Annotated in this window: 28 protein-coding genes and 1 pseudogene; 22 read left to right on the top strand and 7 right to left on the bottom strand. The window is 50.6% G+C overall.

From position 1 onward, the window contains the following. Window positions 1-94 precede the first annotated feature (94 nt). From T458_RS49600 to T458_RS49565, 8 genes are all read left to right on the top strand, one after another. Window positions 95-910, top strand: coding sequence for a helix-turn-helix domain-containing protein (locus T458_RS49600; RefSeq protein ID WP_031306150.1), 816 nt, complete (start codon window positions 95-97; stop codon window positions 908-910). Window positions 911-1,122: 212 nt separating this feature from the next. Beyond that, window positions 1,123-2,289 carry a dicarboxylate/amino acid:cation symporter gene (locus T458_RS49595; RefSeq protein ID WP_023558602.1) on the top strand — a complete coding sequence of 389 codons (1,167 nt, stop codon included), beginning with the start codon at window positions 1,123-1,125 and terminating at the stop codon, window positions 2,287-2,289. Between the two features lie 142 nt (window positions 2,290-2,431). After that, window positions 2,432-2,827, top strand: coding sequence for an SET domain-containing protein (locus tag T458_RS49590; protein ID WP_023558601.1), 396 nt, complete (start codon window positions 2,432-2,434; stop codon window positions 2,825-2,827). Then, window positions 2,811-3,575 (top strand): DUF2161 domain-containing phosphodiesterase, encoded by a 765-nt coding sequence (locus tag T458_RS49585; protein WP_023558600.1) that lies wholly within the window; start codon window positions 2,811-2,813, stop codon window positions 3,573-3,575. The genes T458_RS49590 and T458_RS49585 overlap by 17 nt, the downstream gene beginning before the upstream one ends. A 131-nt stretch (window positions 3,576-3,706) precedes the next feature. Next, complete coding sequence (locus tag T458_RS49580) at window positions 3,707-4,996, top strand: M48 family metallopeptidase (RefSeq protein ID WP_023558599.1); 1,290 nt, start codon at window positions 3,707-3,709, stop codon at window positions 4,994-4,996. 180 nt (window positions 4,997-5,176) lie between these two features. Next, window positions 5,177-5,593, top strand: a complete 417-nt coding sequence (locus tag T458_RS57340; protein ID WP_023558598.1) for an MFS transporter — start codon at window positions 5,177-5,179, stop codon at window positions 5,591-5,593. Continuing rightward, entirely contained in the window at window positions 5,506-6,456 is a 951-nt protein-coding gene (locus T458_RS56650) for an MFS transporter (protein ID WP_171819414.1), read from the top strand. The genes T458_RS57340 and T458_RS56650 overlap by 88 nt, the downstream gene beginning before the upstream one ends. Window positions 6,457-6,496: 40 nt before the next feature. Beyond that, window positions 6,497-7,546: an XdhC family protein gene (locus tag T458_RS49565; protein ID WP_023558596.1), complete on the top strand. Its 1,050-nt coding sequence runs from the start codon at window positions 6,497-6,499 to the stop codon at window positions 7,544-7,546. A gap of 104 nt (window positions 7,547-7,650) precedes the next feature. On the opposite strand, the pseudogene T458_RS49560 reads toward T458_RS49565, so the two are convergent. Continuing rightward, a pseudogene (locus T458_RS49560) lies at window positions 7,651-8,322 on the bottom strand (LysR family transcriptional regulator); the annotation flags it as partial. A 131-nt stretch (window positions 8,323-8,453) separates the two neighbouring features. Here T458_RS49560 and T458_RS49555 point away from each other — a divergent pair. From T458_RS49555 to T458_RS49535, 6 genes are all read left to right on the top strand, one after another. Beyond that, window positions 8,454-8,900, top strand: a complete 447-nt coding sequence (locus T458_RS49555) for an SRPBCC family protein (RefSeq protein ID WP_023558594.1) — start codon at window positions 8,454-8,456, stop codon at window positions 8,898-8,900. Further along, a complete protein-coding gene (locus T458_RS56155) occupies window positions 8,897-9,427 on the top strand; it encodes an FAD binding domain-containing protein (protein WP_084568058.1) in 531 nt (176 codons plus the stop codon). Before T458_RS49555 ends, T458_RS56155 begins: the two co-directional genes overlap by 4 nt. A gap of 63 nt (window positions 9,428-9,490) precedes the next feature. Then, entirely contained in the window at window positions 9,491-9,778 is a 288-nt protein-coding gene (locus tag T458_RS56150) for an FAD binding domain-containing protein (protein ID WP_084568057.1), read from the top strand. Then, window positions 9,775-10,260, top strand: coding sequence for a (2Fe-2S)-binding protein (locus T458_RS49545; RefSeq protein WP_023558593.1), 486 nt, complete (start codon window positions 9,775-9,777; stop codon window positions 10,258-10,260). Before T458_RS56150 ends, T458_RS49545 begins: the two co-directional genes overlap by 4 nt. 4 nt (window positions 10,261-10,264) lie before the next feature. After that, window positions 10,265-12,640, top strand: coding sequence for a xanthine dehydrogenase family protein molybdopterin-binding subunit (locus tag T458_RS49540; protein ID WP_023558592.1), 2,376 nt, complete (start codon window positions 10,265-10,267; stop codon window positions 12,638-12,640). Further along, on the top strand, window positions 12,637-13,017 hold the full coding sequence (locus T458_RS49535; protein WP_023558591.1) for a hypothetical protein: 381 nt from the start codon (window positions 12,637-12,639) through the stop codon (window positions 13,015-13,017). Before T458_RS49540 ends, T458_RS49535 begins: the two co-directional genes overlap by 4 nt. 38 nt (window positions 13,018-13,055) lie before the next feature. Here T458_RS49535 and T458_RS49530 read toward each other — a convergent pair whose 3' ends face one another. The 3 genes from T458_RS49530 to efeO are packed head-to-tail and all read right to left on the bottom strand — an operon-like array spanning window position 13,056 to window position 17,020. After that, a complete protein-coding gene (locus tag T458_RS49530) occupies window positions 13,056-14,846 on the bottom strand; it encodes an FTR1 family iron permease (protein ID WP_436967338.1) in 1,791 nt (596 codons plus the stop codon). Between the two features lie 18 nt (window positions 14,847-14,864). Then, window positions 14,865-16,136, bottom strand: coding sequence for an iron uptake transporter deferrochelatase/peroxidase subunit (gene efeB, locus T458_RS49525; RefSeq protein WP_023558589.1), 1,272 nt, complete (start codon window positions 16,134-16,136; stop codon window positions 14,865-14,867). A 5-nt stretch (window positions 16,137-16,141) separates the two neighbouring features. Continuing rightward, window positions 16,142-17,020, bottom strand: a complete 879-nt coding sequence (gene efeO / locus T458_RS49520) for an iron uptake system protein EfeO (protein WP_023558588.1) — start codon at window positions 17,018-17,020, stop codon at window positions 16,142-16,144. Window positions 17,021-17,318: 298 nt separating this feature from the next. On the opposite strand from efeO, the gene T458_RS49515 reads away from it, so the two are divergent. From T458_RS49515 to T458_RS57660, 6 genes are read left to right on the top strand one after another with little or no spacing between them, the layout of a single operon-like run. Next, the gene (locus T458_RS49515; protein WP_023558587.1) at window positions 17,319-17,621 is read left to right on the top strand and encodes a hypothetical protein; all 303 of its coding nucleotides are present in this window, start codon (window positions 17,319-17,321) and stop codon (window positions 17,619-17,621) included. Window positions 17,622-17,636: 15 nt separating this feature from the next. Beyond that, complete coding sequence (locus T458_RS49510) at window positions 17,637-17,834, top strand: LSm family protein (RefSeq protein ID WP_023558586.1); 198 nt, start codon at window positions 17,637-17,639, stop codon at window positions 17,832-17,834. A 2-nt stretch (window positions 17,835-17,836) separates the two neighbouring features. Next, window positions 17,837-19,354 (top strand): glycosyltransferase family 2 protein, encoded by a 1,518-nt coding sequence (locus T458_RS49505; RefSeq protein WP_023558585.1) that lies wholly within the window; start codon window positions 17,837-17,839, stop codon window positions 19,352-19,354. Window positions 19,355-19,381: 27 nt separating this feature from the next. Beyond that, window positions 19,382-20,098 carry a glycosyltransferase family 2 protein gene (locus tag T458_RS49500; RefSeq protein WP_023558584.1) on the top strand — a complete coding sequence of 239 codons (717 nt, stop codon included), beginning with the start codon at window positions 19,382-19,384 and terminating at the stop codon, window positions 20,096-20,098. Then, window positions 20,088-21,230 (top strand): glycosyltransferase, encoded by a 1,143-nt coding sequence (locus T458_RS57665; RefSeq protein ID WP_031306147.1) that lies wholly within the window; start codon window positions 20,088-20,090, stop codon window positions 21,228-21,230. The genes T458_RS49500 and T458_RS57665 overlap by 11 nt, the downstream gene beginning before the upstream one ends. After that, window positions 21,227-22,279: a polysaccharide pyruvyl transferase family protein gene (locus T458_RS57660; protein WP_031306146.1), complete on the top strand. Its 1,053-nt coding sequence runs from the start codon at window positions 21,227-21,229 to the stop codon at window positions 22,277-22,279. Before T458_RS57665 ends, T458_RS57660 begins: the two co-directional genes overlap by 4 nt. 138 nt (window positions 22,280-22,417) lie before the next feature. Here T458_RS57660 and T458_RS49495 read toward each other — a convergent pair whose 3' ends face one another. Continuing rightward, window positions 22,418-23,044 carry a LysR family substrate-binding domain-containing protein gene (locus T458_RS49495; protein ID WP_290367287.1) on the bottom strand — a complete coding sequence of 209 codons (627 nt, stop codon included), beginning with the start codon at window positions 23,042-23,044 and terminating at the stop codon, window positions 22,418-22,420. Between the two features lie 219 nt (window positions 23,045-23,263). Continuing rightward, window positions 23,264-24,409: an IS4 family transposase gene (locus T458_RS49490; protein ID WP_023558582.1), complete on the bottom strand. Its 1,146-nt coding sequence runs from the start codon at window positions 24,407-24,409 to the stop codon at window positions 23,264-23,266. A gap of 281 nt (window positions 24,410-24,690) precedes the next feature. Between T458_RS49490 and T458_RS49485 the strand changes: the two genes are divergently transcribed. Beyond that, complete coding sequence (locus T458_RS49485; RefSeq protein WP_023558581.1) at window positions 24,691-26,049, top strand: S1 family peptidase; 1,359 nt, start codon at window positions 24,691-24,693, stop codon at window positions 26,047-26,049. Window positions 26,050-26,109: 60 nt separating this feature from the next. Next, window positions 26,110-26,679 carry a DUF3221 domain-containing protein gene (locus tag T458_RS49480; protein WP_023558580.1) on the top strand — a complete coding sequence of 190 codons (570 nt, stop codon included), beginning with the start codon at window positions 26,110-26,112 and terminating at the stop codon, window positions 26,677-26,679. Window positions 26,680-26,783: 104 nt separating this feature from the next. Here the strand turns inward: T458_RS49480 and T458_RS57655 are convergent. Further along, window positions 26,784-26,891 (bottom strand): ATP-binding protein (locus tag T458_RS57655; RefSeq protein ID WP_252989876.1); only part of this gene is annotated, 108 nt, incomplete at its 5' end.

The following is a 26,891-nucleotide window of genomic DNA, read 5'->3' as shown; positions in this document are numbered from 1 at the left end:
CACCCCCTCCTACTCGATTCCAAAGGCAGTTCCATAAATTTCCGATCTGTGATAAGATATATGAGAACAATTGTTCTGAAATGGTCAAGGGCGGATGGGAGTGTCGCAAATCGTGGTCGACCGTTATTCTGAAATCGATGAGGTAATTGCCTATATTCATCAGCATCTGGATGAGCCTCTTCTTTTGGAGCATTTGGCAAAAGAGGTCTCCTACAGTCCCTATCATTTCACCCGCATCTTCAAAGCCAGGGTAGGTCTTCCGCCTTTGTACTACGTCTCAGCGGCGCGGTTGCAGAAAGCGAAGGATTTATTGCTGCGCACCAATCTGGGCATACGCGATATTGCGCTGGAGATCGGCCAGCAGAGTCTGGGCACCTTCACGACACGGTTTACGGAAAGAGTCGGTGTGACGCCTTCGTCTTTTCGGAATTCTTCTGTAGAAGCTGAGACGCTTTTTCGCTCCTTGCGGCAATTAGAGGATTGGCGCGGCCCACATCCTGCTGTTCAGACATACGGCAGAATTTCAGGCACAATCCATTCCATTGTGCCGTTTGAGGGTGTGATCCTGGTCGGATTGTTTCCCAAGCCGATTCCGGAAGGGCTGCCATTGTATGGAACCTTGCTTTCTTCTCTCGGGGATTTCTGTTTTACGGATGTCAAGCCGGGCGTCTACTATTTAATGGCGACATCGATACCGTGGGGGACGCAGGCGATCGATTTTTTGTTGCCGCATGCCACCTTGCGTACCCGTGCGCATAAACCGATTACGGTGAAGCCCGATTCGATGGTCCCGCATCTGCAGGTGATGCTCCATCTGCCGAGTCCAGATGATCCGCCCATCCTGGTGTCGCTGCCGCTTTTGATGAATCGTTTTTTGAGTAGAGTCGGCACAATTGCTCCTGCCAAGTAAAAGCGTCTTTCGGTAGATTATGGAACGACAGTGGACAACAGGTATAAGATCAACGTTTTTATGTATAACTAAAATATTTCCAAAATTAGTACTTCTCTGCTTCCCATGACAAGCTCGTCCGAATTATGTTATGTTTTTTTATGTCCGTATAGAGTGGAAGACAGTCCATTTAGAGAGGACATTTCAACGAACATAACAAATGGGGGAACATCATGAGAAAACTTGGATTGCTGCCCAAAATTCTCTTGGCTATCATCCTCGGGATTGTGATCGGATCTTTCTCGCCAGAGTGGCTCGTCAAAGTCTTCGCTACTTTTAGCGGGCTGTTCGGCAATTTCCTGGGTTTTGCCATTCCGTTGATCATCATCGGATTTATTGCTCCAGGGATTGGGGAACTGGGAAAAGGCGCAGGGCGTCTCCTGGGGTTGACCACAGGTGTCGCTTACATCTCTACCATTGTTGCCGGATTGTTGGCTTTTTTTGTCGCGACACTGCTCTTTCCTCACATTTTGGAAGTAGGCGGTTTGGTCAATGAGTATGCCAATCCGGAGGAAGCGTTGCTCGCACCCTATTTTACTGTGGACATGCCGCCAGTCGTGGGGGTCATGACTGCATTGCTGCTGGCTTTTACATTCGGGCTCGGAGCGGCTGTCATCAAGGGAGATTCCCTGCAAAAAGTGATGGTTGATCTGAGAGCAATCGTAGAGAAGCTGATTGGCTCAGTGATCATTCCGTTGCTGCCTTACCATATCTTGTCTGTCTTTACCAACCTGACCTATGGCGGGCAAGTGAAAATGATTCTGTCCGTCTTTGCCAAGGTGTTTGTTATTATTATTGCTCTTCACGTTCTGTATTTGATTGTGCAGTTTCTCGTGGCTGGTCAAATGGGGCGCAAAAACCCGTTCACCCTGTTGAAAAACATGCTGCCTGCCTATTTTACAGCGATCGGGACGCAATCTTCCGCCGCTACGATTCCCGTCACGCTGCGCCAAACCAAGCTGAACGGGGTCAATGGCAAGGTTGCCGATTTTGTCATCCCCCTCTGTGCGACGATCCATCTGTCGGGGAGCACGATCACCCTCGTCAGCTGCTCGATGGCGGTCATGATGCTGAATGGCATGTCTACTTCATTTGCGATGATGTTCCCGTTTATCCTCATGCTGGGGATCACGATGATTGCTGCGCCGGGGGTACCAGGCGGCGCGGTCATGGCAGCGCTCGGTCTGCTGGAGTCGATGCTCGGGTTCAATACGACGCTGACCTCACTGATGATCGCCTTGTACATCGCGCAGGACAGCTTTGGTACGGCCTGCAATGTGACGGGTGACGGCGCCATCGCGGTCATTGCAGACAGCTTGAGTCCAAAAAGTAAGGCGTAACATTGGAAAACCGGTTCGATTTCTCTTGTGAGAGTTGAGCTGGTTTTTTCTGTCTGAGACAAAAGGGTTGATTTCCCTAAGGTCACCTGTCATGCTTACAAGGAGCTTGATGATTCCAGAGTCGGAACACAGGAGATGAAAAATGGTAGAAATAAAAACTTCCAAACTGAGCAATGGTGAGTTGAACAGAGGCGTTTTTGCGACACGTGACATTGCAAAAGGTGAACTGCTTCATGAGGCACCTGTTTTGCCTTATCTGAATGAAGAGCACGAGCACATCGAAAAGACCTTGCTGGCTGATTACGCGTTCGAGTATGGAGCGAACCACACCTGCATTTTGTTGGGATACGGCATGCTGTTCAACCACTCCTATGAGCCGAATGCCACGTACGAGATCAATTTTGACAACCATACGTTTAATTTCTATGCCTATCGGGATATCACCGCCGGGGAAGAGATTTTGATCAATTACAACGGAGACGAGGATTGCGATGATCCGTTGTGGTTTTTAGAAGAAAACCATGAAAAACAATCCTGAAAAAATCTATGAAGTCGACCTCTATGAACCACTTGTGAAGTATTTCACAAAACTGGGATATGAAGTCAAAGGGGAAGTCAAGCATTGTGATCTGACCGCGGTCAAAGACGATGAACTGATTATCGTGGAGATGAAGCGCCATCTGAGTGTGGAGCTGCTGGTCCAGGCAACGAAACGACAACGCCTGACCGAGCTTGTCTATATCGCGGTCCCCAAACCAAAGTTCAGCTTGTTTTCGCGAAAGTGGAAAGACATATGTCATCTAGTCCGGAGGCTGGAGTGCGGTCTGCTGCTTGTCTCGCTGCAACAGGGCGGCACCGTCACTGAGGTATTTGCCCCTGCGTCGTTTGATCGGGCGAAGAGCATGCAGCGCGGCAAGCAAAAACGCCAACGGGTCCTCCGTGAAATCGCAGGCAGATCTGGAGATTTCAACGTGGGGGGAAGCTCCCAGACGAAGATCATGACAGCCTACAAGGAAAACAGCCTCCAGATCGCCTTTTGGCTGGAACGCTTGGGCCCCTCGACGCCAAAAGCCCTGCGACAATCCGGGACGGGTGAAAAGACACAAGCGATCTTGCAGAAAAATTACGATGACTGGTTTGTAAAGATCCGGCGTGGTGTCTATGGCATTAGCGAGAAAGGCAAGCAGGCACTCATCGAGTATCCCGAGCTGACCGAGCATTACAGGCAGCTTGCGGCGGAGCGGACACATTCCCATGACGGAAGAACGCCAGACATAAAAGGTTAAATAACAGGGAAGCAGACTGCGAAGAAGACTCGTGGGTCTGTTTTTTTTTTTGTTGGAAATTTTCCCAATACATAGTTAAATGACTGTAAGAATGAAAATTTACCCTGATCATGAGTGATGGAGAGTGTTGAATGGTGGTTACCAGCGAATCTGTGTTATCTGTACAAAAGCAGTATTGTCCCGAATGCGGGGAGGAGATCGTGGCAGTCAAAGGATATATCCCTTGGTGTCAGGCTTGCAATTGGAATCTACATCCTCCTCACAAGGATAAAAACCCAACACTGTTTGAGCGCTACTATCTGAAAATCGGGAACTTCGCTGGCGAAAAACTTCTGCACGCGGTCATGACCCAACCCAAGTCCAAACCAACGAGTCTTGGAGTGATTTTCGCCTATCTGATCGCGGGAGCCGTCCATGTAACCAGCGTGGTCGTCCTGGCTTGTGGAATTTGGCTGGCAATCGCAGGGTGGGGAAATTTTTTCTTCATGGCAGCAGCGTTGCTCTGCCTGATCGTAGCATGGGTGACAAGGCCGAGGATCGGGAAAATGCCGAAGAATACCGTAAGTCGGGCCGAATTTCCTACTCTTTACCGAATCGTGGATGAGGTCAGCGAAAAGATGGGAGCCAAAAGGGTCGATGGCATTACAATAGATTTTGCGTATAACGCAGCTTTCGGAAGCTACGGCCTGTCCAGAAAAAACGTGATTCATCTTGGCGTGCCATTGATTAGCGTACTGAAACCAGAGGAGTTTGTCGCACTCCTTGCACATGAGCTGGGGCATGGCGTGAATGGCGATTCCACACGCGGCGTTTTTGTAGGGACTGCGATCCGTACGTTACTGGAATGGCAGTATTTTATCAAGCCAGATCAGATTTTGGAGCGCAACGGCAGTTTAGTTGAGCTGGCTATGGTTCCGGTCAATCTGCTATTGCTGCTTTTGTCGAAGGGAATTGAGGGGATCGTGTTTGTATTGGCCCATTTACTTTGGCAAAACAAGCAGCGCGCGGAGTATTTGGCAGATGCCCTTGCTGCTCAGGTAGGGGGGCTTCAGGCAAAATTGTCTCTGCTGGAAAAGCTGCATTTGGAGCACATCTTTGCATTTGCCATGCAACGCATCTTGACAGGCGGCGCGACTGGAAGCGCGGCTGAGGAAATCAGATCCCAGTTTGGGCAAATTCCCGCCAGCGAAATCGAACGGGTTAGAAGATTGGAACAAAGCGCGGACGTGAGATTGGATAGCACGCATCCCCCCACGGCTTATCGCATTCAGTATCTGAGAAGCAGAGGAGATACGGCTCCTGCTTATCAGATCAGTACGGAGGATCAAATGCTACTGGATAAAGAGTGGCGGCAGCTGGAAGAAAAAACAGAAACCAGGTTCATTCGGTATTACAGAGATCACTCTTACTTGCTTTATTAAGCGAAAAGCCGCGAAGATCAAGGACTTCTGTCCAGATCTTCGCGGCTTTTTGTTTCTCGTATTCCCCGCTATATGATCGCAAGCGCATGAAGTAATAATTATTTTTATATTTCAAATTATGAAAAATGAAAAGTACAATGCTCGATATGCATCATCATTCTATTCATAGGGGGAATTGCCTTGAGCCAAATGGGTACTGCTGCAGGAACATTGCCGGAAAAAATGACAAGGGCAAGATGGATTTACGTCGGATTACCATTGCTTATCTTATTTACGGTTTCGATGATCGACAAGTCCAACATCAATATTTTGCTGGCGAACAAGCCCTTCCTGCAAGATTTGGGGATTACGGACGGCGTGATCAAAGGCTCACTGAGCAGCATCTTCCTCGTTACGTACGCCATCGGTCAGCTGGGTTGGGGATTTGTGGTCGACCGGATCGGAGCCTTCAAAAGCGGGCTCATCGGTATTTTATTTTTTTCTGGGTTTTCGCGATGGTCCTGGGCGGCATGGCGGAATCGGTCTCTGCCCTGCTCTGGTCTCGTTCGATTCTCGGTATTAGTGAAGGGGTGCTGTATCCGATCGCCCTCACTTTGACTGCCAAATGGTTTCCCAGCAATGAACAGGCGAAAGCACAGGCGCTCTGGTTCAACGGGAATTCTCTCGGACCGGTGATTGGCCTTCCGATCATAGCCATGGTGGCAGAGTCTTACGGCTGGAGGGAAAGCTACTATGCACTCGCAGCGATTTCCCTGTTTTCGCTGATCATGTTCTGGGCGATGGTTCGCAATAGTCCAAGCCATCACTACGCGGTCAACACCACGGAAAAAGAGTATATCGAAAAAGGTGTCGCGACTAACAAAAAGGAATTGGCTGGCACCGGTGAGGTAAAAGCGGTTCTGAAAAACCCTGTTTTCTGGGTACTCACCACCGTATACGGATGCATCTCCATTGGTTTTTTCGGAATCTCCACCTTTTTGCCCAGTTATTTGACAGAAGTAAAAGGCATTCCATTCGTTCAGTCGGCATTCGTCAATGCGGCCGGGTATGGGTTGGCGATTCTGGTGCAGATGGGCTCCGGCTTCCTGTCTGATCGCTATATGAAACGGGCTGTATTCGTCGGCGGAGCGAGTGCCTGTATTATCTTGTTTCTTTTGATGTCGATGTTTACCGCAAGCGCTCTCATGGCGCAGATTCTCAGCATCCTGCTGATCAGTGTATTGCTGATGCCTGCTGCGTTGACCATGACGATGCTGCATAAGGTTGCTTCGCCGCAAGTGATGGGAAGAATTGGCGGAATATTCGGAAGTATTTCCTATGCGCTGGCAGCTATCGGTCCGATGGTCGTCGGTGCCGTCAGCCAAATGACAGGTTCCTTTACCGGCGGGTTCCTGGCTTTGATGAGCTTTATTCTGATTTCACTCATTCTTTGCCTGGGACTCATGCGCAAAGGCTATTAAAAAGTCAACAAAGTCAGACGGCTACAGGAGGGATGCAACGGTGTCACGATTGCAGGAATTACGCGAGGTAATGAGACAGATCCATACGGCCTGGCAAGAAGGGCGCAAAACGACGCTGTTGATGCTGATGCATGTCGAAGGCTCCGCCTACAGGCTGCCCGGCAGCAAAATCATGATGGCAGAGGATGGACACATCTTCGGGACAATAAGCGGCGGTTGTTTGGAGGGGGATCTGTACGGCTGGGCGGAAAAGGTGATGCAGACAGGCAAGCCGCATCTGCAACGCTACGATCTGAGCGAAAGTGAAGTATGGAGCTTGGGTATCGGCTGCAAAGGCACGTTGGAGGTGGGCATCCTTCCTGTCAAACCCGACGACTCTTTTTGGAGACTGACGGACGAAGCGCTCCAACAGGATGAGAGCTTTGCACTGATCCTGGAGATCGTAGACGGCGCCCGTGTCCTCATGAAACGGGATGGACGGGTCTGCGGAGATGTGGATCGTCTTCCGGTAGAAGTACTGGACCAGGCGAGAGCCCGTTTTGGCAGGCAAACCAGGGCGGAGGTCGTGCGGTTCGGGACTCGACGCTACTATGTGGATGTGGTAAGACCCAGCGAGCGATTGATCATTGCGGGGGCGGGACAGGATGCTCGCCCGGTGGCAGAATTGGCGGCACGCAGCGGCTTTTCCGTCACGGTGCTGGACCCTCGTGCAGGCTTTAATACGCCGCAGGCTTTTCCCGCGGCCCATCATCTCGTCCAGTCTCCAGCTGATGCAGATCCAGCGCAGATGCTGGATAGCTGGTGGGTGATTATGAACCATCATCTTGAGCGGGATCAAGCCTTTCTGGAGCTGGCTCTTCGCAGCCGTCCGCGCTTTATCGGGGTACTCGGACCGCTGTCCCGAACGGAGGAGATGCTTGTCCAGATAGGAAAAACGTTCTCCAGCGGTCCGATCCATGCCCCGGTCGGTCTCGATCTGGGAGCGGAGACGATGGATGAGGTCGCACTCAGCATCGTCTCCCAGCTCCTGGCCATGCGTAACGGCAGACAGGCGGCTGCGCTGCATGGCAAAAGCAAAATTCATGCCTGATTAGCCGACTTCTCCGTTAGCGATGGGTAGGTATGCTCAAAATAATCGATCGTAAATCGGATCAGCTCGCGGGCAGCAAGCGTGATGTACCGGGATTCCACCCAGGACAGGCCGATAATCCGTTGGGAATGGCGATCCTCCAAGGGAAGGTAGACCGGTGAATCCTTGGGCATATACCCGTGCTTCCACCAGTGCTGCGGGATCAAAGCGACGCCAAGTCCGTTGTGCACCATGCGCAGAATTACTTCCGCATCGTTGCATTCAAAGGCGATGTTGGGAACAAAACCACTGTCTTGGCACATGTCCAAAGTAGTCTGGGTCAATTCGTAGGACATGACGAGACTGATATAGGTTTCTTCAGCAGCATCGCGCAGCCAGACCTTCTTTTGATTCGCCAGGCGATGGTTGGGGGGGACGGCCAGAAACATTTTCTCATGGAGCAGGGGGACATTCTTGAATTTGGGATCGCGAATCAAGGGGTGGGTGATGATCAAATCCGCCTCTCCGCGTTCCAGACCCGTGAGATCTGCCAGTTCATACTGACCCTCTTCCAGTTCGGCAAAGACGCGGTCGACGCGATTGAGAAAAATTTTTCCAAAGCGATTCAGGCGAATTTGCTTGCCATGCCGATCAAACAGGGGGACTCCCAGATGCTTTTCCAATCTGCTGATCATTTTGCTCAAAGAGGGCTGTGAGATGTGAAGCTCTTCAGCAGCTCGGGTCATATGTTCCAGACGGGCGACGACTTGAAAATACTTCAATTGCAACAGATCCACGGACAACCCACCCCTTATGCCTTATTGTCTATCAATTCATAAGTGATTATGTATTTTAAATTATATAAAATCAAAACTAAACTGAAGGAAAAGACAGGGGAACCAAAAACAGCGAGGGAGTGACACAGACGATGCAATTGTCAGGAGAAGCAAAATTCGCGAACAGTGTACAGCATATTTGGGATGCTCTACACGATCCAGAAATTTTAAAAGGGGCTATTCCCGGTTGCGAACGATTGGATCTGACAGGCCAAGGGGAATACGACGTCGTGATGAAGCTTGGAGTCGCTGCAGTAAAAGGGGAGTACACCGGCAAAGTCAAGCTGGAGGATGTCGAAGCGGGGGCGCACTACATTCTGCTGGCAGAGGGAAGCGGTTCTCCCGGGCATGTCAAAGCGAAGATGGACTGCAAGCTTTTGCCGACCGATAAAGGCTGCACGCTGGTCTGGAACTGTGATGCGGAGATCGGAGGAATGATCGCGAGTGTAGGAGGGCGTGTATTGGGGGGAATCGCCAAATTCATGGCGGGCCAATTCTTCAAAGCGATCGAAAAACAAGTGAAGAATGGGGGAGCATGATGAAACCAGCTTCGTTTGAATACCTGCGACCTGGAAGTCTGGAAGAGGCACTGCAGTATCTCGCTGAACTGGGTGAGGATGCCAAAATTATTTCGGGAGGCCAAAGCCTGATTCCCGTCATCAACATGCGGCTATCGACTCCGAAATACTTGATCGACATCGGCAGAGTGGAGGGGCTCTCCTACATTCGCGAGGAGGATGGCTATCTGGCGATCGGAGCTTTGACCAGGCATGTCGAGCTGGAACAGTCGCCATTGGTCGCGAAGCATTGTCCGTTGCTGCTGGAAGCGGTGAAATGGATCGGACATGCGCAGATTCGGCAAAGAGGGACGGTCGGAGGCAGCATCGCGCATGCAGATCCTTCTGCTGAACTGCCGTGTGTACTGGCTGCTCTGCGCGGTGAAATTGTGATTGCGCACGCGGACGGCGAGGAGACGCTGACAGCGGAGGAGTTTTTCCTGACGTATCTGCTGACCTCCCTGCAGCCGGATCAGATGATCAAAGAAGTCCATTTCCCGATCGTTTAGGATGCGGCCGGTTATGCTTTCACGGAGGTAGCGCGTCGTCACGGAGATTTTGCTCTCGTAGAGGTGGCTGCTGTTGTCGAGTTGAATGAGCAACGAGAAATTACCATGGCTCGTCTGGCGGCTGGGGGCGCCAACCCGGTTCCTTGTGTGCTGGAGTCTGTCGAGGACTTCCTGATTGGCAAGGCAGCAGACCATTCCCTCTTGGAAGAGGCTGGCGAGATGGCGAGTGAAGGTGTGGATCCGGACGGTGATTTGCACGGATCGGCAAGCTACAGACGATCCTTGGTGAAAACCTTGACCAAACGAGCGTTGCAAACAGCGATTCAGCGGGCAGGAGGGATTTCGCGATGAAAACCATGGAGATTACGGTTACAGTAAATGGAAAAAAGCGCACAGAGACAGTCGAGACCCGCATGCTGCTATCCGACTTTATCCGCGAGCAATTGCGCCTGACGGGAACGCATCTGGGCTGCGAGCACGGCGTGTGCGGAGCCTGTACCGTACTGGTGAATGGAAAAGCGGCTCGTTCCTGCCTCATGCTCGCTGTGCAAGCCGATGGCTTTGCGATTGATACCGTAGAATCGCTGGTAAGGGAGGACGGCAGCCTGCACCCGCTGCAGCAGGCTTTCTCTGACAATCACGCCTTGCAATGCGGCTTTTGCACGCCTGGTTTCATGATGACCCTGGTTGATTTTCTCCAGGAGAATCCAAAACCGAGCGAAGGGGAGATTCGCGAGGCAATCTCTGGCAACCTGTGCCGCTGTACGGGGTACGCCAATATTGTAAAAGCTGTTGAGCAAGCTTCCCAGGCGCTTGCCAAACAAGGAGGTTGAATCCATGGCGAACCTGATTGGGCAAAGCTTTCGACGGAAAGAAGATCATCGTTTTGTGACAGGGACCGGACAGTACGTAGCCGATATCCGGTTGGACAATATGGCGGAAGCGGCATTCATCCGCAGCACGTATGCCCATGCCCGGATTAAAAGCATCGACAGATCCGCAGCGCTGGCCATGGATGATGTCTATGCAGTCATTACCGGTGAGGATCTGGTGGGAAAAGTGGGTCTCATGTCCGAGATGGAGTCGCACTGTCGCCTGCCGAAGCATATCGAAGATCAGATCAAGCCGATCATGAAGCATAATGTCGAGCCTGTTCTGGCGACGGGAAAGGTCAAATATGTAGGGCAAAATGTCGTTTGCATCGTAGCGAAGAACCGCTATATCGCAGAGGATGCTGCTGCTCTGGTAAAAATCGACTACGAACCGCTGCCAGCTGTGGTCGATCCCTTTGAAGCGCTGAAGGAAGGCGCACCGCTGGTTCAGGACGACCTGGACGACAATATGCAAGCCTATTTCCATCTTCCCGTAGGTTCCTGGGAAGAGGCAGTAAGCAAAGCCGATCACGTAATCAAAGGACGTTTTACTTCTCCCCGTGTCGGTTCCAATCCGATCGAGACGCGCGGGGTTGTGGCCTCCTATGACAATCGCACAGACTTTCTCAACATCTGGAGCTCTACGCAGATGCCTTTTGAAATCCGCCACTATGTCGCGAAGCTGCTCGGATTGGTCGAGCAGAATATCCGCGTGGTTGCTCCTGATGTCGGCGGCGGTTTTGGGCCAAAAGGCGGCCTGTATCCGGAAGAAGTGCTGCTGGCCTATCTGGCCAAGCAGTTGAAGCGCCCAGTGCGCTGGATCGAAGACCGGATGGAGCATATGAGCGGCGCCCGTCATTCCCGTGACCAGATTCACGACTTGGAGGTAGCCTATACCAAGGACGGAACCATCCTGGGCGTAAAAGATGATTTCGTGCTGGACGTAGGAGCGATCAACTACTTTGCCCTGACCTGCGCCTACAACAGCGCGGCTCATTTTCGCGGGGCGTACAAGATTCCGGTATTCGACCTGACCTGCCGGATCGCTCTGACGAACAAAACCCCCAACGTACCGTATCGCGGCGCCGGGAGACCGGAAGTGGTCTTTGCCATGGACCGCATCGTCGACTTGATCGCCCGTGAACTCGGGATGGACCCGGTGGAAGTCATGCTGAAAAATATCATCCCGGCTGAAGAAATGCCGTACAGCCAAGGAATGTACTATAAAGACGGCGGCGAGTTGATCTATGACAGCGGCAATTATCCGGAAGCCTTCGAGATGGCCTTGGAGATGTCTCGCTTCAAGGAGATCCGGGCGAATCAGGAGCAGTGGAGAAAAGAAGGCACATACATCGGGATCGGCTTTTCTTCCAATGTAGAGGGAACGGGTGTCGGGCCGTTTGAGGGGGCAAAAGTCAGCATTGACCCGTCCGGCCAGGTGATCCTGCACGTAGGGTCCTCTTCGCAAGGCCAAAGCCATGAGACGGTATTCGGCCAGGTAGCCGGAGATGTCTTCGGGGTAAGCCTGGATCGCGTCACCGTGAAAAACGGAGATACGGTCGCTCTGGGTTACGGGGCAGGGACGTATGCCAGCCGCAGTGCGGTAAATGCAGGCTCCGCGGCGCATTTGGCTTCTGTCAAATTGCGTGAGAAAATGCTGGCTGTAGCGGGCAATGTACTGGAGATCGCACCGGAGGAATTGACGATGCAAGACGGGGTCATTTTTGCTGTCAGCCAGCCAGAGAAAAAGATCACCTTCCCCGAACTGGCAGCTGCAGCCACGCCAGGAATGCGCTGCAAGGTGCCGGAAGGGATGGACCCGGGCCTGGAAGCGACGCATTACTTCGTTCCACCGACCGTGACGTACTCTTCTTCGGTTCATGCGGCAGTGGTAGAAGTGGACATCGAGACGGGATTTGTGAAAATCAGGAATTACTACATCGTCCATGACAGTGGACGTGTCATCAATCCGATGGTCGTAGAGGGGCAAGTGCAGGGCGGATTCGCGCAGGGGATCGGAACAGCTCTGTACGAGGAGGTCGTCCACAATGAGAACGGGCAGTTGCTGACAGGAACCTATATGGATTATCTGCTGCCGACCTCGATGGAGGTGCCTGTCGCGGTGCAGGGCGAACAGGAATATTACTCAACCCGCAACCCGCTGGGGGTAAAAGGTGTGGGCGAGAGTGGAGCCATTTCTACTCCTGCCGCGATTGCCAACGCCGTCGTGGATGCGCTGGCTCCCTTTCATGTGAAGATTGATCGTCTGCCGGTCAGCCCGAATCGGGTGTTTGATTTGCTGCAAGATGCACAAAGCGAAGAAGTAATCATGCCCAAATGATGCGACTATTGTTTATAGACCCGCATGTCAGGTTTGTAGAACTGACATATGGGTCTTTTTCTTTTGTGACCGTGATTACAGGCAAGCAGGTTTCGATGAGCATCTCCGTGATCGAGGAAAGAATCCTGGAGCTCCTTTCATCAAACAAAAATTTTGTGAAGTTGTCTGTGGATAATGAACAGTCCATTACCTTGAATGCGTTATACAATGATCGGACCAAAGCCGATGTGTCTGACGAGGCCAAGTGGACTTCCAGTGACGAAGGGATTGCTGTCGTGAAAGACGGTGTCATTACGGCTATTTCTTCGGGTGAAGTGGAAATCATTGCAGAGTATCAAGGAAAAACCGTTACGATTTATGTGACAGTGACGAAATAAGCGAAAACCCCGATCCATCAGGAGGATCGGGGTTTTCCTTATTGAGAGGCAAGCACTTTGCCAGATTTCTTCCGTCCATTCAGCAACAGGTTGAGCAGCACAATCAGCAGCACGGCAAGCTGTGGCACAGTCGTCTCCCAGTTCGCATACACACCGAGATCCGGCACATGAAAGAGAGATTCTGAGCTGTGTACAGGCAGCATACCCGTCACTTGCAGGGAATGAATGCTCGCCCCGATAAATTTGATGGCCATATAGTAGAGCAACATGCTGGCAATGAAAAAGAATGGTCGAACAGGGATACGGCTGCTCAGCTTCATAAAAGCATAGCCAATGACCGCAAGCAGGATGAGGGCGGATGCAATGCCGGTAAGCAGCTCTGTCATGCTGATGGAAGCGGCCATGCCAAAGTAGAAAATAATCGTCTCGGCTCCTTCGCGGGCGACTGCCAGAAAGGCAGTCAAGCCAAGCGACCAAAGGGTCCCTTTTGCCAGTGATTGGCCGATGGCCCGTTCCACGTAGCGGTTCCAGGATTGCAGATTGGATTTTCTATGCAGCCAGGCGCCAATCGTCAGCATGAACAGGACAGCGACGAGCCCGGTAATGCCTTCCATCAATTCTCGCGAGCTGCCGGTGGACAGATTGGACAACACGATGCTCAAAATGACGGCCAGGATGACGGAGGCCACAAGTCCAATCGCCGCTCCTGACCAGATCCATTTGCGTTTGTCTGCATGCCCTGATTTTTGCAAGAAGGCGAGAAGAGCGAGAATAATCAGGATCGCCTCCAGCCCTTCACGAAACAAGATAAGGCCTGCATCCCACGCGGTGTAGGAGGAGACAACGGCAAAAGGCTCCAGCTGATCTTTCATGGCCGTCACCAGAGCAGCCGCTTTTTCCCAGCGGGGCGGATTGGACAACAGATGGGTCGGGACAGCAACCATTTTGTTCTCGATGCTGCTGTAGGTACCGGGTGACTTGGTCATCACGACGCCTTCGACTGCCGGCCAGGTCGAAATGAAGGTGTCCATCTTCTCAGCGGCCAAGTCAGCCTCCTTGTTGTCGATGTCAGCCTGGACTTCGTCAAGCAGCTTCATGAGAGAGGAGATAGACGGCTGGTCGGCTGAAGCAGCAGAGGTACCGGATTCGGCAGCTGCCTTTCCCGAGAGGTAATCTTCCACAGCTTGCGTCAATTCCTGCAGCTTGGCTTCGCTTTTGGCGGGATCAGGGGGTTCGGTATTCAAGGCGATTCGCACGCCGCTGATCTTGATTTCCATGTTTCCGTAGACACTCGTATTCTCTGCGCGCACGAGTCCCTCTGCCTTGTACCAGCCTTTGACGAAACGGTTGTAGGATTCCTTGGCCCTTGTCCAATCCTGGGCTGCTACAGCGTCTGAACTCTCTTTGAGGACAGGGAGGAGCGCTTCGATTTGCTTATGCGCCTTTTCCTTGGGCTGTGCAGCATCTTCTCGAGAGATGACGTACAGATCGGCTGCTTTGGCGAGTTTGGATATTGCCTGTGCGGCAGGTCCGGGTGATGCTGCGGCCTCGCTCAATGCCTGTTCGGCTTCTGTCAAGGCAGCGGACAATGCGGCAGCTTCTGGAGTAGTCTCGTCATTTGCCTCCCACAGCTCTCGGATCTGTTTTACGGCCTGGGAGACCTCGTCCCAGTTCTGGTCGCCGCTGCTGATCAAGGCATCGCTGGAGTAGGCGATCAACTGCTTCAACTGGTCAGCAGGCAAGGCAGCGGCAGCTGCCACCTGCCAAGAGGACGACAGGAGCATCAACGTCATGCAGAGGAAAAGCAGGTAGCGTTTCAAGGTGTTCACTCCATCCCGGATGATGATTTAAAATAGCGTGTCGCCGATGTAGCCGCCTTCCCTGGCTCCTGGCAGGCAGGCATACAAGCCGCTGCCGACGTGTGTGATGTACTCGTTGAGCCTGTCGGCGGATGCGAGCTTTTGCTGCATGGGAATGAATTGTTTGCGCGGATCGCGGTTGAAGCAGATGAACAGCAGACCTGCGTTGATTTGCCCTGTCTTGACATCCATGCCATTGGAGTAGGAGTAACTGCGGCGCAGGATTTTCACCTTTCCGTCCATGTGGGCGAGGGCGACGTGGGAGTTTGGCGCGATAAGCGGCTTTCCCGTGCTGTCCTTGCGTCCCAGCTCCAGGTCGTCGAACTCGCCAGACTTGCCGATCGGTGCTCCTGAATGGCGATGTCTGCCGAATGTGGCCTCCTGGTCTTCCAGTGAGGAGCGGTCCCAGACCTCGATACGCATCCGAATCCGACGCATTGCCATGTAAGTGCCTCCTGTCATCCAGGACGGGCTTTCCGCGGAATTGGCCCATACGATTTCGTCCGCCAGCTTCGGCTCCGAAGCGATCGGATTGTTGGTGCCGTCTTTGAAGCCCAGCAGATTGCGCGGTGTGGAGCCGGAGGGATCGGCTGATGCTGTACGCTGAAAACCTTCCTGCATCCAGTGAAGCACGGCCTTGCCTCGGGCAATACGCGCGAGATTTCGCATAGCGTGAAACGCTACCTGTGGATCATCGGCACAAACCTGTACCACGATATCGCCTTCGGACCAGTCTGGATTGATTTCATCACTGTTGAAGCGCGGCATATCGACCAGCGGGGCAGGTTTTTTGCTTTTCAATCCAAAACGATCATCAAAAAAGGAAGCACCCAGCCCAAACGTAATCGTCAGCTTCATGGGAGCGAGGCCGATGCTTTCCCCTGTATCGACAGGAGGGAGATGCGGATTTTCGATCTCGTCATCGACGGGCTGGCCTGCTGTCATACGAGCAGAAGCAAGGGTCCAGCTTTGGAACAGCTTCCGGACGTCTGCCAGCGAAGAAGTGGTCAGATTGAACGCAGCCATGCTGATGAAGTCCTGCATGGGAGTGATGATCCCGGCCTGATTTTTTCCATAAAAAGGAATGTAGTCACCTTTCGAGGCAGCTGCGGATGCTGATGGTTCAGCCTGAGTAGGCTGCGGGAAAAAGGTCTTCATTCCTCCCGCTCCTACTAAAAGACCAATTCCACCAATCCCCGCCATTTTGAGTACGTCGCGCCGCGTCAGTTTCTTTTCGCTCGTCTCTGTCTGACGGTTCATTTCCTTTACCCTCCCAGAATTGTGCCCATTTTAGACAAAGGCTCTGCCAGTGCATCGAGTGCCTGACTCAGCTTTTTGACTTCGGGTTCAGTCAATTCGGTGTACAGAACGTAATCCTGTTCTTTCTGGTAGGGAGCCAAGGCCTGATCCAGCTCCTGGAACCGCAATTCAATCTCTTTCGCCAGCTCAGGATCCTTGTTCGCGACGGAAGACTGCAGCACTTTGAAAATTTCGTTGGCACCCTGTACATTGGCGGCAAAGTCACAGAGATCCGTGTGAGAGTAGCGCTCTTCCTCTCCCGTTACCTTGCTGGAAGACACTTCGTTGAGCAGTTCTACGGCTCCGGTGACGAGCATCAATGGATCGATTTCCACGCTTTCCACCTTCACGCGCAGCTGTTTCGCGTCCTGGAGCAGCTGGTCGGCGATCTTTTCCTGGCCGGCGACAGACTTCGTTTCCCACAATGCTTTCTCCAGTCGGTGATAGCCGCGCCATTCCTCAGCAGGGACGTCTCCCTCACGCGCATCGAGCCAGGGGTCGAAGTCACCGAGCGATTCAGCAATCGGTTCGATTCGTTCAAAGTACATGCGAGCAGGCGCGTACTGTTTTTTTGCTGCTTCTATATCGCCGGCCTTCACAGCTTGTGTGAAGCCATCCGTAGCTTTGACAAACAAATCGGTCTGCTCGATCACCCATTTATGGTAATTAGCAATGGCTGCATCGAGCTCAGGAGTTGTAGCCGCGTGAGTCTTTTGCTCCGTTTGGGCAGCAGCTTCTGGTTTCACCTCGGATGTCGTCTTCGATTCGCTGCTTCCACAGCCTGTGAATACCAGCGAGGAGCTGAGTGCAATCGCTGTCAGCGGGTAACCCCATTGTTTTCTCATACAAAAAATCCCCCTAACATATAAATGAATGCTTATATAATGATAATAAAAATCATTCTCAACGAAAAAACAATAAACTGATCCCTCTTAAAATGCAAGTGGAAAATCTTGATTTCCGTATGTTAGAGAGTTATAGGCTCGGAAAATGTCCCGTTTTTCCTCATTTTGGAACAAAAGTTTAAGACAGTTGCACTAATCTGCAACAAAATATGCGTTTGTCTTACCACGTCTATGCTCATTTCCGTATACCTTGTACGAGGTGGCGCCGATTTAAACATGTATTGGAGTGATGAAGAGAATGAAATTGATTATCCATGAACAGGAGATAAAAGCATACTTTGAAGGCTTGCGGCAACTCATCTGGGGCGGATCCGGCAAACCCAAGCCTCCCGTTGAGGAACCCCCATGTCCGCCCGAAAAGTCAGAGTTTCGCAAAGTGCTTCTGGGCTATCTCCATCAGTCGATTGAGATCGCGACGGATGCGGGAAGCCTGGCCGGAGTTCTGAGAGAAGTAGGCGATGACTATGTCGAGATCAACGAGCCGGGCGGTACGCAAGTCATTGTCCCCTTGGTCCAAATCAATTACGTGCAAGCTTTGTAAGGAGGAGAAGAATTGATGGATTTTCAAGAAAAATTGACAACATATATCGGCCAGACGGTAGAAATCGCAACAGGCCTCCAAGTGACGACTGGCGTGCTGAGCCGCGTAACTGACAGTACAGCGACTTTGCTAGCCGCAAGTGCACCTGGCTATGGCGGAGGGCAGAATGTTACCTTTCCTCTAGAACGCATCACTTTCGTACGGGTCGTCTAAGCATGCGAACGACTGCACAGGGAGGGACGGCGCATTCCGTATCTGTGATCATCTCTGCGATGTACACCACACACCATCTGCAGAAAATGGTGGCGGTCAGTCAACAGCTTGGCTCCGAGGATATTGTCGTAGCCGCCGCCAGTCACCTGATACCGGAGATTCCCACCCCAGTTCGTGCCAAGACACGAATGGTTCCTGTCGAACCGGAACAGCAGATAAACCCCTTTTCAGGCAGGGCGCTCGCGGCCAGTCATGCCCGCGGGGCGGTCCTCCTGTTTCTGGGGGAAGATCGCTTCTATTCGGCCATGGAGCTGCGGCGTTTCTTGTTTCCGATTGTTCATGGCAGGGTGCAAGTGCTTCTCTCATGCGAAGGCAGGCGTCACCATAGGAGTAGAATGACTATGCCCCTGGACAGCTTGATTTTGTTTTTCCATGAGTTGCTTGGCAGGACCGACCTGGGGACCGCCTCTCTTTTTGGGACTCCTCACGCCATAACCCAAATTGCGCTTAGACGGATCAGTTCAGAGCTTTTGCAGCATCCGGCGCACGCTCTCTATCAATGGATGAAAACAGGCGCGAGAATTGGGGTGCAGCAGGTGGAGCCGATGCGGGATACCCTTCCCTATAATCCGCAGCTTTATGGAGCCACCCAGGGGGAGTGCTCCTTTTTTGAAAAAGCGGTGATCCGGGAGCAGATGGACTTCGCAGCCAGCCGTCCCCATAGAAACGGCCTGACAGACGGAGGAAGGCGAAGGGAGGAGCTTTTCCAGGAACCTATCCCGGAACGCGTGCAGCCAAGGCAGACAGTCGAGAAGGGATCGCGTCTATCTGTCATCATTCCGGCACGGAATGAAGCCAGAACAATAGAAGCCGTGATTCGTGAAGTGAAGCTGCTGAATCCTCTGGAAGTGATCGTCGTAGTCAACGGATCCCAAGACAGTACGACTGCAAAAGCGCGTGCATGCGGGGCTGTCATCGTAGAATTTGCCCATCCTCTCGGGGTTGATTCGGGACGGGCAGTAGGAGCCAGTCTTGCAGCGGGAGAGATTCTGCTTTTCGTGGACGCTGATTTTGTATTGCCTGCACAGGATCTGTATCCCTTCGTCTTGGGGTGTCAGCAGGGAATTGATCTCGCCTTGAATGATCAATCCGCTTTTTTCGAGTCGCATTCCGGAAATGTCGTCGTCGCTGCCCGTCAAGCGCTTAACTTGGTTGCCGATCGCAAGGACTTGGGGACGGGGTCCATGCTTGCCGTTCCGTTCGCCCTGAGAAAAGAGGCGTTTGCTTCGTTGGACTGGTCGTTGCTCGCTTGTCCTCCACTGGCGCAGATGGCTGCTCTGACAGCGGGCTTGCGGGTAGAACTGGTTCACGCCGTAGACAGCTTTTCTCTCAATCGGTTTCGTCCGGAAAAGCATCTTGCAAAAAGAGGCCATTCTCCGGCGGTGGCACAAATGCTTGGAGATCACATGGAGGCTTTCCACTATTGGAGCAAGCAGTACCGAGGAGGGAATCCAAAGTAGACAAAAACAAGGAGGGAAGGCCGCAGTATGACAGAGCGAAAAGAAGGCTTGGTCAGCTTGGTGATTACCAATTACAATCGCGCCAGGTATCTGCGGGAGTGTCTGGAAAGCATTCGCCTGCAGACGTATCCCCACTGGGAGATCATCTTTGTCGATGATGCTTCGACGGATGATTCGGTGCAGGTCGTACGCGAGTGGATGGAAGAACACCGTGATATGTGGAGTGAAGATCGTCAGCTTGTGATGCTGACATTGCCTCGCAACATCGGGTTTGCCGGAGCGATCAATGCCGGCTTTTACCTGGCGCGGGGGGAATATATCGCCGTCCAGGATTCGGATGACTATTCCGACAGGGAGCGTTTTGCGAAGCAAGTTGAATATCTGCAAAACCATCCGCTGGTAGATTTGGTCGGGACGAATTACTATGCTTTTCCCGATCACGCGCCTGCTGAAAAAAAGCTGGCGACGTGGATTCGCTACGGAGAAGAGATTCGCCGCGTATATGGACGCGGGGGGCACTGTGTCTGCCACGGGACGATTCTGTTTCGTGGCAAACTATTCGACCAGATTGGCGGACCCACTCGCCGCATCTCCGGTGCGGAGGATTACGAGTTTATCGCCAAAGCTCTCAACAGCAAGGCACAGATCGAAAATCTGCCCGAGCCGCTGTACTATTACCGCGTCCATGACAGTCAGCGGTCCGCACAGTATTACAGAAGAAAGGAGAGCAACGATGCCAACTAGCTCAGAGCGTATCCTGATGGTGATGGACAGCATGGGTACGGGCGGTACTGAAACCCATGTCCTCAGCTTGGGAAAAGCGCTTCGTTCGAGCGGAGTCCAGCTTTTTTACTCAGGGGCTGACGGCCCCTTTTATCGTGCATTTGCGGACGCCGGTTTCCGTCTGCACCTCATCGAGCAGTCAAATGAGCCTCTGCCGATCAGAAGAGAGAAGCAACAGCAAACCTTGCGAAACGTCATAAAGGAAGAAAAAATCTCAATCGTGCATGTGCACCAGACACCTTCCGGGCTATTGGCTGCGGAAGCGGCGGCAGAGCTGGGAGTTCCGGTTGTGTTTACCATGCATGGCACGTATTATCCGGTCGACGAAGCTGTCTCACTTGCACAGCGATGCGATGCGATGATCAGCGTAAGCAAGCCGGTTCAAAGCTTCTGGAAGAAACACGGAGTCGAATCCACGGTGATCTCCAATGGAGTGGACCTCCAGGAATTTGAGACAGCCTCTACGGTAAATTTGCGTGAGACCACGCTCTCCTCCCTTCCTCAAGACGCTTTCATCGTCACCTACGTCAGCCGTTTAGCCTGGCAGAAGGCGTCTGTCTGCAACATGCTGCTGCGCTCCACCAAGACCTTGAACGACATCCCCAACCTGCACATCGTTGTTGTCGGCACGGGGGCCCAATCGCATTTCGTCCAGGAGTTGGCGCAGGCCTTAAACAAACTCAAGGGTTATCCCTATGTACACATCGCCGGTGAACAAACCGATGTCAAACCCTACTATGAGGTGAGCGATCTGGTCGTGGGTACTGGCCGAGTTGCTTTGGAAGCCATGGCTTGCGGAAAACCGGTCCTGGCGATCGGAAACCATGGCTATGTCGGGCTTGTCACGCCGGATACCTACGACTTGGCTTGGGAGTATTACTTCGGGGATCACCAATCTGTAGGCAAGCCTTCCCCGGGCATGATTGCTGAAGCACTGCGCAAGGCGTTTGCAGATCGCCACCTGCTGCAAAGCTGGGGAGAACAGGGAAAAGACTGGGTGAGATCCCGCTTTGACATCAGACAAAAAAGCGAGGAGCTGCTTGCCTTCTACTCCGCGGTGCGCAGCAAGAAAAAAGGAGGAGGGACCATATGAGAAAAATCCTCTACGTAGGCTGGATCGGATTCGACAATCTGGGCGATGAGCTGATGCGGCATGTGTTTCGGGATTTGGCTGAGAAGTACCTTAACACACAGACCCACCAGGTGATTCCTTCATTGCCTGGTGTGGATTTGCATGATTTTCGTCCCTACGATACAGTTGTTCTCGGCGGGGGCTCGCTCCTGGTCCCCGGCTATGTGGATGTGGCGCACCGGGCCGTACAGCAGAAAAAAAGACTGGTGATTTGGGGGAGCGGCTATGATAGCCAGCTTCCCGTCAAGTTCGATGCGACAGGAAAACTTCTTACCGCTTCCTTTCAGGAGAGCCCGAAGATGCAACAAATGCTGCGTGAGATCGGAGAGCACGCTCAATACTTCGGTGTGCGCGGACCGCTTACCCATGAATATTTGCGAGAAATGGGAGTGGGCGGCAGCTTGCAGGTCAGCGGAGATCCCGGAATGCTGATGACTCCGCCAGATGGGATCGTCCGCGGCGAGGAGGACCCGCCAATGGTCGGCATCAACTGGGGGACTGCGTACAACCGCATCTACGGAAAGAACGAGGCTGTGGTCGAAGATGCGTTGGCGCAGGTGGCGAAGACCTTGATTCAGCATGGTTTTGGCATCTACCTCTATACGATGTGGGGACCGGATCGAGGGGCGATCAGACGTCTCTACCAGAAGATTGGCGCTCCCGAGCGTGTCACGCTTGATCTGGAGCTGCATGATCACAACGAGATGATGCGCCGGCTCAGCCGCTGTCAGGCGACCATCAATTTCAAATTGCACGCCAATGTCTTGAGCGCCGTCGCGGGAGTGCCGTTTGTCTGTCTGGCATACCGTTTCAAATGTCTGGACTTCTGCTATTCTCTCAGTCTTCCGGAAATGGCGATTCCTACCGATCATCCGCAGCTCCGGCAGCAGATTTTGACGCGTGCAGTAAGAGCGATGGATGAACAGTCTTCGCTGCGCGACCTATTCGTCAGCCAGCGAAAGGAGGCTACGGACCGCTTGAGCGAACCTTTTTTCCATGGCGATTTATAAAGCGGCACCCTTGCGTTCGCATTTCTGACGGACCAAGGGTGTTTTGCTATGCTATTGGCCAACCCCTGATCAGGATGGAGCTTTGGCAGTCGAAATTACCGGCAACGCCGTATTTGTGAACGAATTTGCTGTAGAAATCTAGGCTTGATTGGCGCGTGTCTGTTCTAGGGCGGCCTCTATCTCCTGGATAAACAAAGGAACGGCTGGATTGGTATTGGCTGTTTTCCAAGACGCTACCACATCGATGGAATGATCCTCGCCCTGAATATCGATAAAACGCAGGGTAGGACTGGCGTAGAGCAGCAAATGCCGGGACAGGACGGTGACCCCGATGCCCGCATCGACGATCATCAGCACCGCGTCTGTCCGGGAGGCCTGACTGACGATCCGGGGAGAGAAGCCGTGCTTGGCGCACATCGAAAGGACGTAGTCATAGCCTTGCGGGGATTCCTCGCGTTCCAGCATCACAAAAGGTTCATGCTCGAGCTGGGCAATGGACAGGTTGGGCTGATCAGCAAGCGGATGATCGTGCGGGAGGATAATCGAGTAGGGCTGAGTCCATAAAGGCTTGTAGGTAACACCGCCAAGATTGTGCAGCCCATGCGAGAGTGTAAAGGCAAGATCGATCTCGCCCGACAGCAGCTTGTTCGTAAGCTGTCCGATGTTTTCAAAGCGGAAATGGATCGTGACCTGCGGGTATTTGCTGCGAAAAGCGCGAACGACCGAGGGCAAAAAGTCTCGGACAGAGACACTTAAAAGCCCGATGCTGATCGTTTATGCAGCGTTGTATTGAGTCAGTAAGAAACTGAATAAAATATCCGTTTTCACTAGCGTTGCATAAAAAATGTGTTTGTGATTTGTCGAAGTATTCTGAATGAAATCTTCAGCTTCCCAACCAAAAACGACAGCAACCAAGCAAAAGGTAGCTCTATCCATTTGGTAGTTTTATACATTTATTGCATTAGTGACAACGACAACCAACACCTAATTCCTTTTCTGTCGCCCTCTTGATGTTCGTTTGGACTGGTAATTCATTCTACCAATCCATTGTTCAAACGTTTGCCAGAGAAATACTTTGAGCCATCTGCTGATTTGCAACAAGCTGTGCTGACTGTTCTGTTCCAGTTTGACAAGGAGCAACAAACAGTAGGCAATGAGCGCGAGAAACACCTGGTTTCGCACTGCATTTTCACTCGTTCCGTAGAAGCTCTTGATCTTTACATGCTGTTTGATCCATTTGAAAAACAGCTCGATTTGCCAACGCCAACGATAGATGTCGCTTAGTTCTTCTGCTTCCAGGTCGAATCGATTCGTAATGATTCGAATGAGATTCCCTTTCGAATCAAGCGTTTCAATGAGTCGCAGCACGTTATCCACCCGTTTTTGTGGCGTTCCAAGAAGGATCATGGAATCCGATAAAACAGAGCTTTCTGAGCGTAATTTGAACGCATGAAGATGGCGGATTTCGGCGTTATCCTTCAGACGAGAAGCGAAAAAGACGCCTTTGTCCGTGTATTCATCAAATTTTTCGTAATCCACGTACCCTCGATCAAAGACGTACATGAAACCGCCCTCATCAATCAACGATTCCATTTGAGTGCGGTCATTGGACTTGGCACCCGTGATGGTTATTTTTTCAGGATACACATCCTCTTGGTCGGCAAAGACAAGACGCAGATGAATCTTGATGCCAGCCTTGATTTTACGGAAAGTTGCCCATTTGTACTTCTGCAAACACAGCCCAATCGTTGTAGAATCAATAATTTTCATGTCTTTTCGAAGGGAGTGCGTGCTGCCCGAATGTCTCTGAATTTGCCCTACAAGGTCAACAAATATTTCTTCAAGCAAAGCTGGATCTGCTCGATTGTTTTTGCGACTAAGCTGAGCGGGGCTAATCGACGACAGCCCTAACGCACGCTGGAATTTTTTTGATAAAACATCATCTGCAATGGCTCGGAGTCCTTCTCGTTGCTGAAGTTGAGCATGCAAAAACAGGAGTAGATATGCTTTGGTCGTTAACTTTTTCACGTACTTGTCCTGATCTGTTTCGTCTATCCGTTGTTGAAATTTCACAATATTAATGGGTGAAATGTATTTACCAAATGAAGAAAATAGGGTATTCTTGTCCATGCTATGTCCTTTATGTTGGATTTGGACAGGAACTACCTGACCTTTCCAGTGTAAAGGATTTTTTTATGCTCGTGAACGCTTGAATACAGAATATTATGGTGATTTTTAATGATGTGAAAAGATTTATGCAACGCTAGTGATCCGTTTTATAAAAAATTATGAGATAAATAATCCGAGCGATTGGTAAATTGTGGCATATTTGTTAACGAAATGATTTATGGGTTTATAACCTTCGAAATGTGTGATAATTTCTTATTATCGCATAAAGGAGGTAATATTTGGTGAAAAAACTAGGAACTTCAATTTTTATCGCTACCTTATTAGCTGTCACTGTAACTTCATTCTCAATTCCAGTTAACTCAACAATGGCGGCACAAAAACAGAATTCAGAGTTAAATGAGTACATTGTTTCTAATGACGCTATCCATGAAAGCGAAAAATTTAGAGAGGAAATGGGCTTATCATCAAAAAATCTAAAGTCAATATCCAATGATCCAAAGAATTTTTCTGAGAAGTATGGAATTTTCCTCACAAAAAAAGAAGAGAAAGAGCTAGATGAAAGACTGGAAGAGCAGAAAAACCAGATTCCGAAAATCAAGGACTTTATTGAAAAACACCTACAAGACGAATTTGCAGCTATTTATATTGATCAAAAGTTAGGTGGAGTTATCAATATTGGATTTAAAACTGGCTCTGAAGAGAAGGTCGAAAAATTTGAAAAGGATTTGAAGAAACTCTATTCAAAAGGTATGGTTGAGATATACTACACAGACTACACTGAAGAACAACTTGATGAAATAGCAGAGTCTTTATCAGAAAAAAGGGATGAATTAGCGGAGAAGGGACTAGATATTACTTCTGTAAGCGTTAATATTCCAGAACAAAAAATTGATATTGGAGTAGAGAAAAAGAATGCAGCTGCCAGAAGTCTTCTTTTAGATTCAGAAAGTGTTAGTGATATAGATCTGGACATAGATAGCAACCTCATTAATATATTTGAAGAAGATGTGCATGAAGCACAAGCTAGCCCGTCTGAATATTATAGACCGATTCAAGCAGGATTAAGGATTGATAATATGGATACTGGTGGCTACTGCACATCTGCATTCTCTGCTCGAATTGGGACGAAATTCTATGTACTTACTGCTGGTCATTGTGCTGAAAGTGATACAGATAGATTTAGTCAAGGTGGGGATAGATTTGGAAGAGTCGCAGATTATAATAATGGTGGAAATGTTGATGCTGCAATCATTAAGTTAGACGATGGTTCTGATGATGCCACTTATTATTTGTTTGGAAATGGTAGATCAAAACTACATGCCATTGATGAGGTTCAAAGAACCAAAGATGAAACAGTAGGAGATGCGGTTTGTATTTCAGGAGCTAGAACTCAAACAGTAAAATGTGGAACATTAGAAACAAAGAATTGGAGTGGATATGCAAAAACTCCTTCAGGTGATAGAGTATATTATTCAGGTATGAGACAAGCAACTTATGCAAGTGCTAATGGGGATAGTGGTTCTCCAATATTTTTAGGAGGAACTGCAATCGGCATTCATAGCACAGCCGGTGGTATTTATAGTCATATTTCTAGAGTGATCAATCATTTTGGCATTGACGACATATTTATTGGAAACTAAAACAGATAATATATACTTATTTGAGGGAGAGTTCTCTCCCTCAAATAAGGAGGAGGAAAGATGAGTAAATTTCTATCGGTCATCAGTTTATCTGTATTAGTTATTTTAACAGTAGGCTGCTCAGATGATGAATCTAAAAGCGAGCATAAAGGTTTGACAGGATACGTCATTGAGGCTAACTATGAGAAGAATGCACTTTTGGTTGTTGAAAGCGACAAAACAGCAAAGGATGGAAATTATGATGCTGAATGGTATTCGTTAAATGATGATGCTATTCTTCTTGATAGTCAGAAAAATAAGGTTTTGTTTACAGACATAGCGGTCGGAGCGGAAGTAGAAACATGGTCAACGTTACCATCATTGCAATCCTATCCTTCACAAACAGACCTTAGTAAACTGATACTCGCGGATGATGTTAAACATCCTAACTATCCTATGGTTCAAAAGAAAGCAATTCAAATTGCTTTAAACTTCGTAAAGAGTCTTTCTGGCAAACCTGATATATTAATTGTGCAGAGTGTTGTAAGTAACAAGTCAGAATGGATCATTCACATTTATAATTTCAATGCAGAAAAGAAGTATGAGTTAAGTGTTAATGCAGAAACTGGTGAGGTTAAACAAATCAAATAGTATTTGTAACATTTTTATCATAAGGAGGGAGGTGTGTGTTTTGCAAGTAGAAAATGCCTAGTTTTGCAGCCGAAATTGCCTAAGCACTTGCCAGCGGTTTGAAACTAAACAGGAATCCTATCCATTGCTTGCTTGAAGCGGAAACTCTCACCTGTGAATGAGAGGATATGAGCGTGGTGTACCAGGCGATCAACGAGCGCCGACGTGAGCTT

The sequence above is a fragment of the Brevibacillus panacihumi W25 genome, assembly GCF_000503775.1.
In the GTDB taxonomy this organism is placed as follows: domain Bacteria; phylum Bacillota; class Bacilli; order Brevibacillales; family Brevibacillaceae; genus Brevibacillus; species Brevibacillus panacihumi_A.
This window is presented reverse-complemented; position numbering and strand designations above follow the sequence as displayed.

Bases quoted from the DNA above. Each gene is read 5' to 3' on its own strand.
- T458_RS49600 (WP_031306150.1), top strand. From the start codon at position 95: ATGGGAGTGTCGCAAATCGTGGTCGACCGTTATTCTGAAATCGATGAG.
- T458_RS49595 (WP_023558602.1), top strand. From the start codon at position 1,123: ATGAGAAAACTTGGATTGCTGCCCAAAATTCTCTTGGCTATCATCCTC.
- T458_RS49590 (WP_023558601.1), top strand. From the start codon at position 2,432: ATGGTAGAAATAAAAACTTCCAAACTGAGCAATGGTGAGTTGAACAGA.
- T458_RS49585 (WP_023558600.1), top strand. From the start codon at position 2,811: ATGAAAAACAATCCTGAAAAAATCTATGAAGTCGACCTCTATGAACCA.
- T458_RS49580 (WP_023558599.1), top strand. From the start codon at position 3,707: ATGGTGGTTACCAGCGAATCTGTGTTATCTGTACAAAAGCAGTATTGT.
- T458_RS56650 (WP_171819414.1), top strand. From the start codon at position 5,506: ATGGCGGAATCGGTCTCTGCCCTGCTCTGGTCTCGTTCGATTCTCGGT.
- T458_RS49555 (WP_023558594.1), top strand. From the start codon at position 8,454: ATGCAATTGTCAGGAGAAGCAAAATTCGCGAACAGTGTACAGCATATT.
- T458_RS56155 (WP_084568058.1), top strand. From the start codon at position 8,897: ATGATGAAACCAGCTTCGTTTGAATACCTGCGACCTGGAAGTCTGGAA.
- T458_RS49545 (WP_023558593.1), top strand. From the start codon at position 9,775: ATGAAAACCATGGAGATTACGGTTACAGTAAATGGAAAAAAGCGCACA.
- T458_RS49540 (WP_023558592.1), top strand. From the start codon at position 10,265: ATGGCGAACCTGATTGGGCAAAGCTTTCGACGGAAAGAAGATCATCGT.
- T458_RS49535 (WP_023558591.1), top strand. From the start codon at position 12,637: ATGATGCGACTATTGTTTATAGACCCGCATGTCAGGTTTGTAGAACTG.
- efeB (WP_023558589.1), bottom strand. From the start codon at position 16,136: ATGAACCGTCAGACAGAGACGAGCGAAAAGAAACTGACGCGGCGCGAC.
- efeO (WP_023558588.1), bottom strand. From the start codon at position 17,020: ATGAGAAAACAATGGGGTTACCCGCTGACAGCGATTGCACTCAGCTCC.
- T458_RS49515 (WP_023558587.1), top strand. From the start codon at position 17,319: ATGAAATTGATTATCCATGAACAGGAGATAAAAGCATACTTTGAAGGC.
- T458_RS49510 (WP_023558586.1), top strand. From the start codon at position 17,637: ATGGATTTTCAAGAAAAATTGACAACATATATCGGCCAGACGGTAGAA.
- T458_RS49505 (WP_023558585.1), top strand. From the start codon at position 17,837: ATGCGAACGACTGCACAGGGAGGGACGGCGCATTCCGTATCTGTGATC.
- T458_RS49500 (WP_023558584.1), top strand. From the start codon at position 19,382: ATGACAGAGCGAAAAGAAGGCTTGGTCAGCTTGGTGATTACCAATTAC.
- T458_RS57665 (WP_031306147.1), top strand. From the start codon at position 20,088: ATGCCAACTAGCTCAGAGCGTATCCTGATGGTGATGGACAGCATGGGT.
- T458_RS57660 (WP_031306146.1), top strand. From the start codon at position 21,227: ATGAGAAAAATCCTCTACGTAGGCTGGATCGGATTCGACAATCTGGGC.
- T458_RS49490 (WP_023558582.1), bottom strand. From the start codon at position 24,409: ATGGACAAGAATACCCTATTTTCTTCATTTGGTAAATACATTTCACCC.
- T458_RS49480 (WP_023558580.1), top strand. From the start codon at position 26,110: ATGAGTAAATTTCTATCGGTCATCAGTTTATCTGTATTAGTTATTTTA.